This window comes from Dyadobacter koreensis (assembly GCF_900108855.1).
Classification (GTDB): domain Bacteria; phylum Bacteroidota; class Bacteroidia; order Cytophagales; family Spirosomataceae; genus Dyadobacter; species Dyadobacter koreensis.
Genome location: NZ_FNXY01000002.1, coordinates 923,224 through 941,289, shown reverse-complemented (window position 1 = coordinate 941,289; position 18,066 = coordinate 923,224). Strand labels below are relative to the sequence as shown.

Sequence of the window (18,066 nt, the reverse complement as noted above, 5' to 3'; positions counted from 1 at the left end):
TCCTAGTCAATTAATATTTTTACAAATTTCTTAAAAAAACCTATCAGAACTTAACATTTAGACCAACGGTCCAAATTCTGGTAGCAGGTGTAATTCCATTATTAACGGAGGTTCCATCCGTTTCCGGATCCACACCATTATACTTCGAAATAAAGCTGGACCAGATTTTAGGTTGCTGAATACTGGTAAAAATTCTAAGAGATTCCAGACCCAGTCTTTTGGTTACATTATTGGTAAAAGTATATCCCGCATTAATGTTACGAAGCTTAATAAACGATCCGTCAAAATAAATAAGCGTGGTATTATACTGGGGAAACTCCTGGCTGCTAAAAGGACGCGGATACTGTGCGTTCGGATTGTCCGGTGTCCAGTAATCTACTTTAATCTGCTGATAACGACCTGCCAGAGCATTGTTGTTCTGATGAAAACCACTTATGATTTTTTGTCCGAACCTTCCAAAAAAGAATAACGACAAATCAAATCCTTTGTAAGAGAAACGGTTGGTCAAACCCATACTAAAATCCGGAACGTCCGACCCGAGCAAAACACGGTCATCTGCGTTGATCACCCCATCGTTGTTCGTATCCTGAACCTTCACCTGACCCACACCCGCGCCCAATGCGTTGTTCTGATCACCCGGGTAGTATTTCTTGGCTTCTTCCGCCTCATTTACTTGCCAGATACCGATTTTTTTATAGTCAAAGAAAGAATTCAGAGGCTGTCCAATAAACCATTTATTTCCTACATCATCCACTTTTCCGTTATAAAGAGAAAGAATCGCTTCCGAATTTTTTGTGAACTGCAAATCTGTATTCCACTTGAAGCCGCCTTTGGTATTAACGTTTGTCGTCGTGATACCTAATTCAACCCCTCTGTTTCTTGTTTCACCAACATTACGGGTCACTGCGCTGAATCCAATTGAGCCCGGAAGCTGATCGGACAGAAGAAGGTCAGTTGTGTTTGTTTGATAAACCTCAACAGATCCCTGAACACGTCCTGCCAAAATACTAAAATCAACACCAATATTGGTAGAAGCTGAGCTTTCCCAGCGAAGATCACTGTTTCCGATTGTACCTGGTCTGTATCCAAATGCACCTGTATTATCCCAGGCATACACCGTTCTGTTTAGCAAGCCCTGTGTCTGATATGGAGCTACCCCTTGGTTTCCCACTTTACCCCAGCCTGCTCTCAATTTTAGCAAATCGAGCCACGAAGTACCTTTCAGGAATGGCTCGTTGCTGATGTTCCAGCCCAAGGCAACACCCGGGAAATTTCCCCATTTTGTATTTTCCCCAAAACGGCTTGATCCATCACGACGCAGAGTTAATGTTACAAGATATTTATCGTTAAAATCATAATTGATCCGACCAAGGAAAGAGCTAATCGTCCATTCTGTTAAACCACTGACAGTCTGCAAGATGGTGCTAGCATTTCCCATGTTATAAAACTGCTGTGACTCTACCGGCACCCCTTGAACCTGCGTTCCATAATTTTCAAAGCGGTCGCGCTGAATAGACTGAACAAACGTTACACCCAGATTATGTCTGTTGGCAAATGTTTTGTTATAGCTAACGATATTTTCAAGTGTCCAGTTAAATCCGAAACGGTTCAGGTTACTTGCCTGCGCATCACCGCCTTTACGTGCATTGGTTTGCGCGCCGACGAATCTTCCCATACGCGAAACTGTAATATCCGGCCCAAAATTCACACGGTATTTTAAGCCTTCCAGAATTTGTACCTCTGCATAAATGCTATTAAAAATCCGGTATCTTTTTGTGTTATCAACTTGCGCCCCTTTTACAATTTCAGCCAATGGATTGGTCAATAGTGCATCATTGGTCGGTGCAAAGTTAATCCTTCCATCTTCCAGGAATGGAGATCCAAGCGGATTTTGATTAATAGTAAAACTATATGGATTCAGGGTTTCTCCATTTCTGTTACTGTACATTAAGTACGACGAAATACCCACACGAAGTTTCTTGTTGATACTATGATCTATATTTGTTCTGACAGATGTACGGGTATAATCCAAACCTTCCGTTATACCTTTATCCTGAAAAACACCTGCTGAAATATAAAACTGGGTCTTCTCATTTCCTCCCTGAACACCCAGAGTATGGTTTTGCTGAAAACCCTTTTTTAAAATAAGATCCTGATAATCGGTGCTTCGTCCTTGCTCAATCCCCGCTTTTACGTTGGGGTCACCACCTAATACGGCAATTTTTGCATCAGCCGCCGGATCTGATTTACCGGTTGGTACATATACGCCATTTGCATCAGTATAGATAATTTCACCCTTGCTGTTTTTCGTTGAACGATAGGCTTCTCTCACATACTCGGCAAACTCAGCGCCATTGAATAGGTTAATTTTATTCAAAGCTTCTGATTGTCCAAAATAAGTATCATAGGTGACGGTTGTCTTACCCTTTACTCCACCACGTTTTGTAGTTACGAGTACCACTCCATTAGCGCCGCGGGCACCGTAAATAGCCGTAGCTGTAGCATCTTTCAAAACCTCCATTGACTGAATGTCATTGGGGTTAATATCCTCATAACCAGCAGACAATGGTATTCCATCCACTACATACAGAGGATCATTCCCGGCATTGAAAGAACGACGGCCCCGAATAAGAATTTTTGGTGCAGTCCCCGGTTTAGAACCTGCCTGGCTCACGTCCACTCCCGCTGTGCGTCCCTGCAAAGCCTGTCCCAGGTTAGTGATTGGCATTTCAGTGATTTCTTTGGCAGAAACCGATGAAATCGCTCCCGTCGTCTGGCTTTTCTTCTGCGTACCATACCCTACGACGACCACTTCGCTCAGGTTTTTCATGTCACTCGCCAGAGTAATAGTTATTTCGCTTTTTCCACCGACCGGTATTTCCTGTGTTACAAAACCAACAGATGAAAACACCAGTATCGCTGAATTATCGGGTACATCGATTTTAAATTTCCCGTCTGCGTCGGTATTTGTTCCTGATCTGCTTCCTTTCAGAACCACTGATACGCCGGGAACAGGCGTATTATCATCGGCTGAAAGCACCTGACCGGATACGCTTTTGTCAATTTTCGTACCCTTGGTGTTCGAGGAAGAAAGCACCGGTGATCCGTGAGCTACAACGCCCAGACCCATCACACCTACCACGGCACATCCTAATAAGTATTGCCTGATACAAGTAAAGTGTTTTTTCATATAAACTGGTTATGTTAGATTTTAAGATATTCTGAAACTCAATGATGCTGACGACTATATAACGCGATACCCTTATTTAAATGATGAAATTTTTTCTATAAATATTCATAAAGTAATTTGATAGTTACATAGTTTTTAATTCTGCCTGCCAGAATCTATTTTTTCATTGGGGGCAAATAAGAATTGGTTATTAATGCTGCGATGAAGTATTTTTTTGAAAGCCTTTCTAAGGGTTTACGGTATTATTCCTTTTTTACGAACTTCAATTGCATTAGAATCGGAAAAGTAACTTTCATGTTCGAAAAAATTCTATTATTTCAATTATATTATTTCTGACAAAAATTCATTTCAACCGATTGCATAATCTTGAATAAAAACAATAAGACTATTTTTTGCACGTAAAGTACAAAATCAAATTATTAAGTTGAGATTAGATAAATGGAAAGACAATTGAAAAGAAACAGGCAAATTTATTTACGCAAACGTTCTCGGGAACGTTGCCGGAATAGGGATTCTTAAATATTTAATTGTAAATTTCGACTAAATAGTTACTAATTTAGTCTGTCGTCTATTCGAATTCCTTGATAACTAATTGTATTATATTAATATTAACTAAAATTAAATAATCTTAAATTTACTTAATTCTGTACATTGAACACTTCCTTAAAGCACTATAAATCCTTACCTGTCAGTTCATTAAAACAATGAATGAAAGTTAATGTAAATACCTGTACTGCACATTCGCCAAGTGCTAAGAAAATACGGATTTAAATGTCAAAAATTATCGCGCGAAAATCATCTGACCGTAATCGCTAATTATTTTCTAATTAAAAGTGGGCAACGACACTTTTTCCGGCCAAACCCTCGGTTGGTAAATCGAAAGAAATTAATGTTATATTTTTAGATTTGTCGTAAACAGAATTCCACTGATTACCGTTTTTGCCAAGATTTCCCGTCACTTCCAGTTCAATGGATTTTAATTTTTCAGTAGGATCAGATACGACGATCTGCGCCACCTTATTACCTGCCATACTTACCAGTACAAGGCACGGATGTAATGCTTTCAAAGTAACTTTTTCGGTAAGTTTTAATTGCCCGGATTTGTAAAACACAATTTGTGCCTGGCTTAAATCCTGATTCAAAACTGCTTGGAGGTCGGCAGTATTAGAAAGGATTTTAACAGCTTGTTTTTTACTATATCTTTCAAGCTGTTCCGAATTGGTACCGGGAATTACAATATAAACGTATGAAGCATTTTGCGGTCTTTTCCCGTGATCCATCCAGACAGTAAAAACATCCAGTTTCACTTCCTCATCCGTTGCCCAGGCCTGATGATTTATTTGCCGCCAATTTCCACTCGCCGAAGTATTGGAAATATTGATCGGAGTCGGTTTGGGAAAAATATATGCGACACTATCATGAAAAATCCAGTTTACCCCATTTAACTGACGTGCTCCTTTTTTAAGTTCTTCCGTTCTTCCCGCAGCATTAACAGTGACCGGTCCATTTAATAAACATTGATTTAGCGTAGTGGCAACATGCAGATCTGAATCAGCGTTTATTCCAGCTCCCAAACTGACAATTTCTTTATCAAAAAAGAACCATGCTTTTCGTGCTTTCAATGGATCGTGCACGCTGGCAAAATCAAATGCTGCAATTCCATAACGGCCATCCGTGACACCACCCGAAAAATCGGTAAGGCCTTTTTTCGCAACTTCTTTGAAGCCGGCAACATCAGGTTTTTGCAAAATGGTGGTTCCCGGAATTTTCTGCCAGTCCCAAACAGGAAAAATCTGATAATATTCTTTTCCCGTTCTGGAAATAAAATTACTCCCGTCGCCATAATGGTGATTTTTCAATCCTTCTTCATTATGCGGTTGCTCCATATTGTTGGCACGGCTGGAATGCATACGAACTGATACATAATAATCCGGTCGCTGATGTGTGTAATAATGAGAATGCCAGAAATAATAGTCCTTTGTTAAGTTCGGTTTCACTTCCCCTTTTCGTATTGCGACGATATATTCCAGCTCCTTTTTACGGTACAAAGATGCCTTCAAAAGATCTTCAGGCAATTCCGGACCGACTGAATTCAAAGCAGCCTTCCTGCTAATCCCCCGGTTTTCGGCACCGGGATCAGGGTATTTCCCATAAATCAATGACTGACAAATTCCATCCAGATAGTAATCGATCAGCAAGTTCATCGCTGAGTCAGGCAATTTATATTTCGTCCCTTCGATCTTGACTGCCCAGTAGGCGAATGAACTTGCATAACCCGTACCGTAAGCCAGCGTTGAAATGACGTTATCCGTACGATGATGAAAACTCAGATCCGGTTTCATCCCACGTCCCGTAGAAACTTTAATTTCGGAAGCCATTACTTGAATAACTTCCGCCAGTATTTCTGCATTTCTTTGAAACAGTGCTTGCTTTCCTCGCATCCCCGCAATCTGAATCAGGTCACCGCCCGGCCTTGCACCCGATGCTTCCAGATTAGCCCGTCCTGCAATTCGTATGCCTTCCACTTTTTGTTTTTCGGTAAGGTCATCGTCCATAACCAGCAGAATATTGATCATTAAATGGGGAGTGCCCATCTCATTCCACCACCAGTTATCACAAATAAAATCGTGGGTGATCCAAAAATCCAGCGCTTTTGAAAAAGCATTTTTTACATCTGCTTTATCAAAAAAAGGCGAGCCGGATTTTTTGTATGCCCTTGCTAGTTCCAACATATTCCGCAGATGTTCGCTATGTTCAAAGCCGGTTCTTGACACATCCTGATAATTAATTTCCGGCCAGGTTCCGTCTGCTCTTTCCGCTTTTAACAATTCGCCTATTTCATCTATTTTTATTGACGGTTTCAGCAGATCTGCCACTACGCGTTTCCTTATTACTTCAAGGTCAGGATCATTCGCAACTTTTCCAGCTTCTACGGGAATCGATCTGTGCGGCTCAGAAACGGGGTTGTTTTGAGAAAAGCTTTGGAAACCGATAAACAAAAAAATAATCAGGAATTTTTTCATGGACTTGGAGTTAGGAAATCGCTGCGTTAAATCAGATCAATTATCAATTCACTTACTTTCCACCGACCAGGTCGATAAAGCAGAAGCTGCCGGCATCTTTTCAGACGTCGTGAAAAAAGCATTGAAAGAATGTTGCGAATTTTCAGAAAGTGTGGTTTCAAACCCGATAAACTGCGTATCCGGATTTGGCGCATCGTAATCGTGCGTTGGCGCTGTCGGCCAGGTTTTTATCTCAATTTTCTCTTTTGTATCAAAGATTAAATACATCTTTTTCCCGTGCTGGGTCAGCTCTACCGTCTGGTTATCCAGTATTCTCACCGACGCAGGCGTTAGTAAGTTCCACCGTACGGTAACTGGTTTTTCCGATGTTTTAATTTCATCCCGAACAACAACGTAAGATTGATTTTTAATAGATATTCCCCGTTTTGCCGATGCAACCTGGCCTTCATAAATTTTGGAAAGATCAGAAATAACAGCTGGCTGACCAGGCTTCGCCGACCAGGCGTCGATTTTCGCATAACCCTTTACCTTTTGCAGTTGCCCGTTAAAAGTCAACGTATTATGCGCAAGATTATTCAACCTGAAAACTTCCCAGCGCTGCGAATTTTGCGCGCGGTTCCAGAGATCGACACCTTTTGTTTCCAGGGAATTATAGTCCTGCATGCCAAAATCCATTGCCCAACGTTCTCCATTGGCATCCAAAACAAAAGATCCGACATCCATATGCGCATGATTTACAGAAGGAGAACCCGCTTTAAATCCGACAAAAATCGCATTGGTATCCGACCAGGAAGTTCGCATCAACCCCACCGGATTTTCACCCTGCCCCACCCAGACTTTCTCTTTTGGCTCCTTGACTGACCCAAGATCTGTTTGTGCACCCCAAATCAGCAAAGCCGGAATAATTCTATTTCTCACATAGCTATTACCAGGTTTTTTAAGCAATTTTTTCTAATTATATAGTAAAGACGGATCTTTGGTTTTATCGGCAAACCAAAACATGGCAGGACTTAACCCATCCCGTAAACCGCTATCTCCCCAGTTATGGGCCATTCCTGTCGGGCCGATTAAATTTTCAAGGAACCCGGCTGTTTTCAAAAATCCGGGAAATCTATTTAATCCGAAATCAGTATTGAGAGATTTTTCTAATGAACTTATAAACAACACATTAAAGCTTGTACCATATTCCCAGTAGCTAAATCCTTCCGGGTAAGCACCATCAGGCTTGTAAGATATTGACATGGATTTTGGAATGGATGCTACTGCCCTGTTGATAACTTGCTCTGCTAGTCCAGGTTCATTTTCAGCAATCGCCAGGGCACCAAATGTCATTCCTGCATTACATACCTGGTTCCAGTTATTTTCTGCTTTGACAAAAGAATTATACTTATTATCGAAAGATGGATTTATTCCTTTTGTTATAATGGCCTCACGGATGATTTTCCGGTTTTCTTCTGATAATTTATCAAAAAGCCAGTCATAGCCGATCGCAACGGCCATGGTCATTTCTGCCACATCCAGAAAATGGGTCGGATTCCAGTCTTCAAAGTTAGATACCGCGATCAGCTCCTTTTCCGCACGTTTCAGATATTTTTCATTTCCCGTAGTTCTGTAAGCATAAGAAAGCTGAAAAACACGCCGCAGACATTCACGTGATTTATCCAGCAGGCGCCGTCCGATCTTGATCCTTTCAACAGGCGGGAGTTCAATAATTTTATCACATTCAGCCAAGATTCCCTGATGTATGGCATTCCATTCTTTATGTTTTCCGATCTGTTGTAAAATCGACTTTTCCTCTCCTTTCACCAGTAAAAGTCGGGGATGTCCTCTTTCCAGCGATTTAAGAATGTTACTCAGCGGTGCTTGTTTATCATCTTGTGCAGACGCACCCAAATGAAAGAAAAGAAAAATAACGATCAGAAATTTTTTCATGGTCCAGGAATTTGGTGATAGTTAAATCAAAAATCCCGTCATTCTCCGGCCTAAATCAAGCTAGGCGAATGACAGGATGTTTTATTTTAGCGTATATCGCTTCATACTGATCTTTGCACTTTTGGTCCCGTTATTTACAGAATTCATATAAATGTAAGCTCTGTATTTTCCATCAGCAGTCTCGACCCAGGCACCAGCTTCTGCACGCATATTAATTGCATAATCAGGCGAATTGGTAATATCAAGTTGCTGAAAATCAAGATCATCAATATAGACACCAAACTGAAGACGAGCCAAGTGAAAATCACGTAAAGCCCAGACTTTGTTGATTTTGGCCGTACGACTTACACCCGCTGGCAACTTTACACCAGGCAAATAATCCTTGTTGGAAGGTGCTACCAGCGCATGATTGAAGGTAATATTAGGAATGGAGCGGTAAAGATATACGAGATCAATTTTATCCGCTTTTGTAGCTGCTTCCGCCGGACTGTAAACTGCCATGTCGGCAATAGAAATATAAGCAGCTGTACTATCTTTTACATCCAGATCCAGCACCATATCCATTTCTGCGATTTTATATGGTCCCATCGCATATGTTACCGTTTGCCCGTTGCTTGCATTTGCTGAAAATTTAAATGTGACTTCTTTTCCGCGTGCAGCTGTTGGAATACGGTAAAAATAGCGAAGCGTAGCAGCGGTCGTATCCTTGGTAAAAGTTACCGTTGTTTTAGCGCCCTCATTGACGGAAACACTCCCCACCTGAATTCCGATATCCTGGCCGCTCCCGTTTGTATAATAGGATTTATTGTCAAGATAAGTACTTTCCGCGCCTCCGATGGAAGCTTCCACCTGCGCAGAAACCAACTTTCCTAATGATTTCGGAATTGCCATCGCGTAAGCAAATTCGATGTTTAAACCCACAAGATTTGGCCCAAGTGTTCTTTTTATAACATCATTTTGCAGTTCATTTTTAGGCGCAATGGTCAACCCGTCGTCATCTTCATTACAAGCAGTCAGCGAAAGTATGATGGACAGCACCGCTGCCAAATAGGATAAATATCTATATTTCATGATCTTCTGAAAATTAAAAGATTAAGGTTTTTGAACCGTGACCGTTACCGTATAGGTTTTCTTCACTTGCCGGTTCCCGGAAATAACCGTGTACTTTTTAGGATTCGCTAAATCAGAAAAATCCACTTTTCCAGTGATTTTCGGTTCAAGCTTCGCGTCCGTTACCAGCGAGAACTGGGGATAGATATTTTTAAGGTCGGTACCATAAAACACCTCAACATTGACAGTAAGCGCGGTCGTGTCGATCACTGCATTTTTTGTTCTCACAGTTTGAAAATCAGAACCAAGCAATTCAAAATTACTGACATAACATTGTGTCCGGGAAGTGATCAGCAGACCATCTTCGTCCACTGGAAAATCTTCTTTACAGGCAAACAAAGCCATGCTTGTCAAAATTACCGCTCCGATAAATCTTATATTTTTTAACATCTTTTCTGCTGTTTAGTATGGTTGAAATGCCAGAGTTTGAAACTATAACCAAGGCGTATTTTGTGTAAGGTTCGGGTTGCGATCGCGTTCACCGGGCGGAATTCGGAAAATGTAATTCTGCTGATAGACCCGTTCCGAAACATTTTGAAAATACCGGTCAATGTTTGCCCCGTGCGTATCGATTCGCCAGACACCTTCGGTTAACGGCGCGCCCCAGATTCTCTCCATCGCTCTCCATCTGCGGATATCGAATCCACGTTGCCCTTCTCCATAAAGTTCTACGATCCGTTCCTGTTCAATGGCAGAAAAGAACGCTGCACTGCTTGCAATTTTGTCCGCCTTTAATGGAGGAAGATTTCCTCGGCGGCGTACTTTATCCACTAGCGCGATTGCGTCTGCCTGTGGTCCTTTCACGGCGTTAGTCGCTTCCGCATACATCAAATATACATCTGCCAGACGCATGATCGGATAATTATAGTCACCATCGCTTCTGCCCTGACCGGCATAATTCCGGAGAAATTTTCTTAACACATAACCTGAGTTACTTCCATCCGTATTATAGGTCGTATAATTCACTCCATTTATATTAACAGGCTGGTTCCAGGTTTTATAAATAAACGGGCACCATCCGGTCGATTTCAGGGAAATCATTCCGACACTCACCTCATAATCCCACATAATTGAAGATTTCATCCGATAATCACGGTTTCTGTAAGATGCAGGGTTGACAGCAGAATTCGGAGCTGTTCTGGCACCAGCAGTTGCAGGATTCATTGGAACCAATTTTGGAGCAAAATCGCCCGTGATAGTCGATTGATAGCGGTCTGCAATCTCATATCTTGGAGAAACCCAGCATTGCGAACCTTCATGTGAACGGCCAGCGACATCTCTCATCAATTCTTCGCCTTGGGCTGTTCCCGTTCCGCCATGTGTAAAACCCATGATAATTTCGGGATCATTGTTTGCGAGTGGCGTGAAGAGATAATAATAATTTGGAAGTTTTTCTGCCTTGCCCAGAGAATCGATCTCACCTGGTTCTCCACCTCGGAAAAGCGTCAGTCCATAATCGTTGATCACCTTATTAAAATCGGCAGCAGCACCGTTGTAAGCAACCTCTGCGGCATTTGCATCCGGTTTAAAAGTGTCGAGTTCCGGCCATCCGAACTTGTTCCAGCATGCCCAGTATAATTGTAGTTTTCCACGAAAAGCAAGAGCTGCCGGCTTTCCTGCGCGGCCCGTTGCTGAGGCTTTTGCTGGTAATTTATCAAAAGCATAAGTAAAGTCAGCCATAATTGAATCCTTCACCTGCGCAATCGGTGCACGGCTCAAACCGGAAACTTCCGAATTATCATAGATCACTTTATTGATATAAGGAACGTCGCCCCACATGGAGATCAGCCTGAAATATACGATACCACGCAGAAGCCTAGCCTCACCCAGAATCAATTGCAGATTAGGTATAGCTTCCGGTTTTGCTGTAGCCATCATTTTGTTCACATTTTCGATTACATAATTCGCACGGTTGACACCACCGTACAGATAGCGGTACATTTTATCAAAGCTTCCGGCATATCCACTCGGATTATAGTTTCCGTTATGATAAGCATCGCCAAGCCTTAAATTCCCACTTGTGGCGCTCGTGCCTCTTGTCCGGAAATATTCACCATGCCCATCCAGATAATAATCACGATCAAAAAGAGGTCTGATTGAAGAGTAAGCGCCTTGTAAGGCAAAAGTGGCATCTGCTTCTGTTTTCCAGAACACGTTGGCCGCGAGTTCCGTTGTCGGTTCCTGTTCGAGCAGGTCTTTAACGCAGGCACTGGCGAACAGCATTAGTCCTGAAAGAACGGAAACAATTAATATTTTGGAGTTCATTTTTTTCATAGTCATAACTTTTTTAAATACCGATGTTGATGCCGACCGAGTATGATTTATTCAAAGGATATGCATCACTTTTGTTGCCATCCATCTCAGGATCAAGGCCCCGGAATTTGGTAAATGTTGCCAGGTTTTCAGTCGAAGCAAAAATTCTGAAATTCGTTATACCGATTTTCCGCAACAATGCCGGAGGCAGGTTATAACCAAGCTGAACGTTTTTCACACGTAGATACGCCAGGTTATCCAACCAGAATGTTGTTTCCTCCCGGTTTGCATTCCCGGCGAGTCGTGGCCAGGCACCGCTGCGGTTTTCGACACTCCATGGATTTTCCCAGTGTTGAACAGTGGATGCATAACGCTGCGTACCGAAGTTCACGTTATTGTAGTTATTGATCCAGAAATCCTTACGCCCTGCCGACCCTTGCAGTAAAAAGGTAAGATCGATTCCCTTCCAGGAGAAATTGGCATTCATGGAAAAGTTTGTTGTCGGTCTGTTTCGCTGGGTTTTGGGATAAGCTTTTTTATCATTGTCGTCAATCCGTCCGTCTCCGTTTATGTCCTTGCGAAGAATATCTCCCGGAGATGCTCCCTGAGGAGTTGCGTTGTATATATCCTGCCAGGTCTGGGCAATTCCTGCATCTTCGTACGTATACAGATAGCTATATGGCATGCCGATGAAAACCGTATTTCCCGAAGTTGTTACGCCATTTACGGAGGTTGTTGCGCCACGACCTAAAAACTCATTCCATTTTTCAAGTTTCGTAGCGTTGTAAGAGCCGTTAAAATTGAACATATAGGTAACCTCTCCCATTTTATCACGCCAGGCCAGATTAATTTCCACACCGCGGTTTCTAAGATTACCGATATTCCTTCGGGGAGCATCATAAGCTCCGGTCAGCAAAACTGACATTTCAGAAGGGCGATTCATCCCTGTTGTCAAACGATCATAGTAATCAATATCGGTAGTCAGCCGGTTGTTCAAAAAACCCAGATCCATACCAATATTCAGCACTTTCGTGGTCTCCCAGGACAAATTAGGATTGATAAGCTTTTTGTTGATAAAACCTTTGACAATCCCTCCACCGATCATATAATTGCTGGCTGCCAAAGTTTGCTGCTGTTCGTAGCGATCCACCCCGCTATTATTCCCCAAGCTCCCGTAAGAGGCGCGAAGTTTACCGTTTGTAAGAAAACGGGAAGTGAATGAATTAATGAATCCCTCTTCTGTAAACCTCCATCCTAACGCGGCCGAGGGGAAAAACCCATACTGGCTGCCCGGTAAAAACTTGGAAGATCCGTCAGAACGAAAATTCAATTCCAGTAAATATTTGTCAAAAGCTGCGTAATTCACACGGCCGATATAGGACCGAAGACCTTCGGTCGAAGAGTTTCCACCCGTACCTTGAATATCAGTCAGCGCAGCGTCGACTTCATGCAATGTCGGATATAAACGGTCATTTCTGGAAGTAGACTGAAAGCGGTCATACCAATACTCTTCACTATATACGAACATCGCGCCGATCTCATGATTTTTGGCGATCGTTGTGTTATAATTCAACCGTCCGTTTAGCATCGTCTTAAAACCTGTGTTCGTAAAATTACCAACACCGGCATTGGCACCTACATATACTCTGCTACCGAAACTGTTTGTTTGGAAGTTGTATGACTGATTTGGCATACTGGCATTCCAGCGAAACTGATTATAATAATTTAATGCATAATCAACCCGTGCAGTCAGCCCTTTAATCGGAGTCCAGTCAAGATAAATGCTTGTATTCGCTTCCTGGCGGTTCTGCTTGTTGAGGTTGTTCACGTAAACTGTATATGGATTATAAGCCTGAGGATCTTCATTGTAAGCCATAACTCCACCAAAATAACCTGTCACAGGATCATAAGGGACGATACCGGCGATGGCATACTGCATATCAAAACCAGCCGTGTTTGCAGGGTCGTCGTCTGTGAACCCGTCTTCGAGCGCATAAGTCAGTTTTGACCAGTTTCCGTTAAACTTAATACCTGTATTAATGTTTTTACGGATTTTGTAATCGTAATTGAAGCGGGCGTTGTAACGTTTGTAATCGTTATTAACCTGTAAACCTTTTTCATCCATCAGACCAACGGATATAAAGAAATTGGATTTATCACTACCGCCCGAAGCAGACAGGTTGTAATTCTGAATTGCTCCGTTCCGCATAATCACGTCCCACCAGTCGGTGCTCGGATATTTTAACGGATCGATCATCCCCAAAGCCATCCACTGGTCAATCGTGCCGTCCTTGAAAAGCCAGTTAGAACGGAGCGTATTAACCGCAGCTGCGCGCTGATGCAATGTCAGAGCGCGGGGATAATCAGACATGAAATCGTATGCCTTTGTCGGAACCTGAACTGCATAGTTCCCGGTAAAATTGATCGTTGCTTTTTCCTGCCCTTTCCCGGATTTCGTTGTGATCAAAATGACCCCGTTAGCGGCTCTCGAACCATATACGGAAGAAGATGTGGCGTCTTTCAAAACTGAAATTGTCTCAATATCATTCATGTTAATCCGGTTGATATCGACATCGGGCATTCCGTCGACAACGACCAGCGGACTGCTGTTATTAACTGTTCCCATCCCGCGAATGATCAAAGCAGCGTTATTTCTGCCTGCCATACCTGAGTTTTGCGTTACAGCCAGACCGGGTACAAGTCCGGATAAACCAGATGAAACGTTGGACAGCGAACGGCTTGTGATCTTGTCATCGATTTTAATTGAAGAAACAGCGCCTGTTACATTCACTTTTTTCTGCGTTCCGTATCCCACAACAATGACCTCTTCCAGAGATTTATCCTCCGCTTTCATTGTCACACTGACCGTTTGTTGATTTCCAACGGCCATATCCTGCGAAACAAATCCAATAAAACTAAAAGTCAATACAGAAGAACTGCTGGATACTGTAATTTTAAATTCGCCGTTCGTATCGGTTGAAGTTCCATTTGAAGTTCCTTTTTCAATAACGTTGACGCCAGGCAACCCTTCTCCTTTTTCATCAGAAACTTTACCCGCAACAGTTACTGCCATTGCTGCAACTGCATTACTCATAACATGCTGCATTCTTTGCGCATACACTTGTTCTACGGGCAATCTAACAGACGATTCCGGCTTTTCAGCTTTGGAAGAACTCGGTATTTTGATCTCTTCAGTGACTGTTCTTGAACCGGCAGCGGTAACATAGATTGTCTCGTTTACTCTCTTGAAACTTAGTCCTGTCTCCTTGGAAATATATCTTAACAACTCGCCAAGGCTTTCATTATCAAAGTTTCGTTTCAGTTTTTTATTAATGACCAGCTTTTTATCATATTGAAAATTCAGATCCGCTTTTTCAACGATCGTGCTAAATGCATCTTCAAGTTTAACATCTTTCAGTTTTATAGAGATATAAATCTGTTCGATGCTTTTTTCCTGAAATTTCCTTTCAGCAGCAACAGCTGACTCCGGGAGCAGGGACCAAAACAGCAGACCAGTTATCGCGAAGATTTTGAGCCATGCGAACGATGGCGGAGGTAGAGCTTTTGTATCCATAATTTAAAATGTTAGGTAAGTTTGTTTAGAAATTTGTGCTTAGGTTTAGTTTTCTATTTTTCCATTTATTTTATGTTTACGGTGTCATTTTTAATCTCAAATGAAAATTGATTTGGATATCGGACCACGTTCAAAATGTAGTCGAGCGACTGATTGTTAAACTTTCCGCTGAAACGCCATTCGGGATCAAGCGCCAAGTCCCGGTCGATCTGGATTTTCACGCCATACCAGTTTTCAAGCTTCTTGATTACGTTCCGGAAATCTGATTTTTCGAAGTACAACACGCCGTCCTTCCATGCCAGCTGAGTTTTGCTGTCAAACTCTGACACAGCAAGATGTTTGGCGGATTTATCAAAAGTTGCCATTTTGTTTTTTGTCAGAAAAACCTCCTGGCTTTCCTTCTCTAAACGGGAATTTGAATTCACCTTCACTTTGCCCTCTACTACTGCGACACGGATATCGCCGGTTTCAGGATAGGCTTCGATGCCAAACGTAGTTCCTAAAACCTGTGTTGTTATGCTTCCGGTATGAATGATAAAAGGAGCATTCTTATCGGGAGCCACTTCGAAGAAAGCTTCACCGATCAGACTCAATTCACGTTTGCCGGCAGGGAAAACCTTTGGAAAAGTTAAAGTTGAGCCAGAGTTTAGCCGGACTGTGCTTCCGTCGATCAGCTTAATTAAAAGACGTTCCCCTTTGGAGGCGGTTCTGGAGATGATCTTCGCCTCATTTGAATTCAAGCCAGAGAACCAAATCTGCCTAACCGCAAAAACGGAAATAAATAAAACGCAAGCTGCTGCGATTGTCCAAACCCAGCTTGTTTTGACGAAGAAAGGTTGTGATACCTCAGCTTCTGCGGAAGAAAAGTCAATTGCATTTTGCAGACGCTTCCACTCCAAATCGACCAATTCATCTGTTGTCCCATAGTCTCTAAAATTTAAGGCAGTGATGAGTTCTCTCGCCTTATCAACCTCTGGTATCAGGTCTGGATTAGCCGCAAGCCAACGCTCCCACAAATGATCACTTTCGGGAGAATTCCCTAATATCCAGGATTTAAAATCAGCGTCCAAAGCGAAATCGCGCGCTTTAAACCGGGAATACTTTTGATGTTCCAATAGAATAATATTTGATCTTTATTATTCATAAGATGGAAACCGAAAAAAGTGACCCTCGTAAAATCACTTTTTTTCATAAAATATTTACAGAAAAACAATGATGCTACATAAGTAACTGACAGACAGAATATTTACCAAAATTCAAAATAAAATTTAGGAGCAAATATTTCAATCTTTTAAGATATCTATCACCGGATCTAACGGAAAACTAAAAAACAGGAATAGCAGAAGAGATATACTTTTGGAATAAGGCGCGAGGTCTTCATTAAGTGCGTCGAGCGCTTTGTAAATAAGTTTGTAAACAGCCCGGGTAGAAATGTTCATAACTAACGCGATGTCTGAAAATGACTGGTCACTGTAAAAACGGAGAAAAAGCGCTTCTTTTTGCCGATCGGGTAGTTTACTTATGGCGGCCTGAAGTGTATTGATGTTGTCACAGCAATTCTGATCATGGATTATCCGGGCTTCAGGGGACAGATCCGCATAAAATGCAACATCATTATTATCAATGCTTACAAATGTATTTTTTGTTGCATTCATCCTTTTGATAACCAGACGGCGAAGGGAAGCAAGAAGATAATTTTTAACAGAATCTGAGTCACCTAGCGACTCTTTCCGTTCCCAGATTGTAAGAAAGAGAATTTGTATGCAATCTTTTATTTCATCCTCGTCAGGATTCAGACGCATTCCGTAATTAAGCAGCGGCCGATAATATTTTCTAAAAACCTGTTCGAAGGACGCTCTGTCACCAGTTTTCAGAGATTCCCATATGGGCTCGCTGATAATCTTCTTCATGGACAGATAATTTCGCTCCTGATCATCCTTTGGAGTTTGCGATGGAATGGATTTATCTTCCGGTTTCATAAGAGATTGATAACAAATAACCGTGGCCTTACAAACCGGCTGATTTCCGGCACAAAAGTGACGAATAAACCCGCAATTACCCCTTAAATATTTTACAATTTTTCAAAGAATTATTTTATTGAAGCAAAGGACATTTTAGCGGATATAAAGCAGAATAAGGCAAAGCAAGCCAAGCACGGCCATAGAAATCACACCAAGAATAATATTTTTTGGCCTGATCATTGAAGAATTTTTATCAGAAACAATTTCCCCGGGCTCCCGCTCTTTTATGATTTCAAGCGAATTTCTGATTCTGTCCCAAATTGAATTTACATCCTGATTTGAAAGCGTGTCAGTCTTCCATTCAGAAGTAATCAAAACCAGCTCTCTCGCCTGTTCCACCGTATCTTTTTTGTTAGGATATTTTGTCATCCAGTTTTCCCAAAAAGAGCGTATAGGAGGATCATTTGGGAACCGGACCCACCTGATAAAAAGGTTTTCCATCGCTAACTCTTCGGCCGAATACTCCGAGTAGGGTTTCATCTGTCGCACATTAAGAGTGTATAGGAAATATTTGTTTTCTGACACAAATCAAAATATTCCCGGCAATTATTTAAAAATGTGATTGGTGTCAATTTTAGTCTGTTGATTATTTAAAAAAAGGAGATTAACAGACTTTTATACTCAAAGAATTTAAAAAGTCATTAGAACAAAATCGTGATCGGAGCGACAAAATTTAAGTAAACCCTTTTAGCTTTTTCGCCGTAAACGATTACGATTTTCGCACTTGAATTGAGAAGTTTGAGGCTGCCTGCCTGCAACCTCCAATTGGAGAAGCACATAGCTTTTGCTCACTCATTTTCGGGAAAAAATTTAGCTTTTTTTAAAAAAAATGAAGACGGATTGAATAAATCTCAACCATCTGAAACCCGAGAGAACCTAAGATTTTCGTTTACGGTGTCCGGATATTCATGGTTTATCCGGCCAAGCATATTCTTTTAACTCCAAATTGAAAACACTTATTCT

11 protein-coding genes are annotated in these 18,066 nt (G+C 41.8%); all 11 read right to left on the bottom strand.

The window, feature by feature from the left end; genetic code table 11:
- Positions 1-43: 43 nt before the first annotated feature.
- The gene (locus BMY70_RS08480; protein WP_229209527.1) at positions 44-3,190 is read right to left on the bottom strand and encodes a SusC/RagA family TonB-linked outer membrane protein; all 3,147 of its coding nucleotides are present in this window, start codon (positions 3,188-3,190) and stop codon (positions 44-46) included.
- Positions 3,191-4,017: 827 nt separating this feature from the next.
- Entirely contained in the window at positions 4,018-6,213 is a 2,196-nt protein-coding gene (locus BMY70_RS08475) for a polysaccharide lyase family 8 super-sandwich domain-containing protein (RefSeq protein ID WP_090334577.1), read from the bottom strand.
- A 48-nt stretch (positions 6,214-6,261) separates the two neighbouring features.
- Positions 6,262-7,131, bottom strand: a complete 870-nt coding sequence (locus BMY70_RS31245; protein ID WP_229209526.1) for a heparinase II/III domain-containing protein — start codon at positions 7,129-7,131, stop codon at positions 6,262-6,264.
- 33 nt (positions 7,132-7,164) lie between these two features.
- Positions 7,165-8,145 carry a DUF4962 domain-containing protein gene (locus BMY70_RS31240; RefSeq protein ID WP_229209525.1) on the bottom strand — a complete coding sequence of 327 codons (981 nt, stop codon included), beginning with the start codon at positions 8,143-8,145 and terminating at the stop codon, positions 7,165-7,167.
- 81 nt (positions 8,146-8,226) lie between these two features.
- Entirely contained in the window at positions 8,227-9,216 is a 990-nt protein-coding gene (locus tag BMY70_RS08465) for a DUF4466 family protein (protein ID WP_090334575.1), read from the bottom strand.
- A 21-nt stretch (positions 9,217-9,237) separates the two neighbouring features.
- Positions 9,238-9,645, bottom strand: a complete 408-nt coding sequence (locus BMY70_RS08460; protein WP_090334571.1) for an SGBP N-terminal domain-containing protein — start codon at positions 9,643-9,645, stop codon at positions 9,238-9,240.
- Between the two features lie 42 nt (positions 9,646-9,687).
- A complete protein-coding gene (locus BMY70_RS08455) occupies positions 9,688-11,529 on the bottom strand; it encodes a RagB/SusD family nutrient uptake outer membrane protein (RefSeq protein WP_090334568.1) in 1,842 nt (613 codons plus the stop codon).
- Positions 11,530-11,542: 13 nt separating this feature from the next.
- Positions 11,543-15,082, bottom strand: a complete 3,540-nt coding sequence (locus BMY70_RS08450; RefSeq protein ID WP_090334565.1) for a SusC/RagA family TonB-linked outer membrane protein — start codon at positions 15,080-15,082, stop codon at positions 11,543-11,545.
- Between the two features lie 65 nt (positions 15,083-15,147).
- Positions 15,148-16,197: a FecR family protein gene (locus BMY70_RS08445; RefSeq protein WP_090334562.1), complete on the bottom strand. Its 1,050-nt coding sequence runs from the start codon at positions 16,195-16,197 to the stop codon at positions 15,148-15,150.
- Between the two features lie 168 nt (positions 16,198-16,365).
- Entirely contained in the window at positions 16,366-17,061 is a 696-nt protein-coding gene (locus BMY70_RS08440) for an RNA polymerase sigma factor (protein WP_090334559.1), read from the bottom strand.
- A gap of 135 nt (positions 17,062-17,196) precedes the next feature.
- Positions 17,197-17,583, bottom strand: coding sequence for a hypothetical protein (locus tag BMY70_RS08435; protein WP_229209524.1), 387 nt, complete (start codon positions 17,581-17,583; stop codon positions 17,197-17,199).
- Positions 17,584-18,066: the final 483 nt, after the last annotated feature.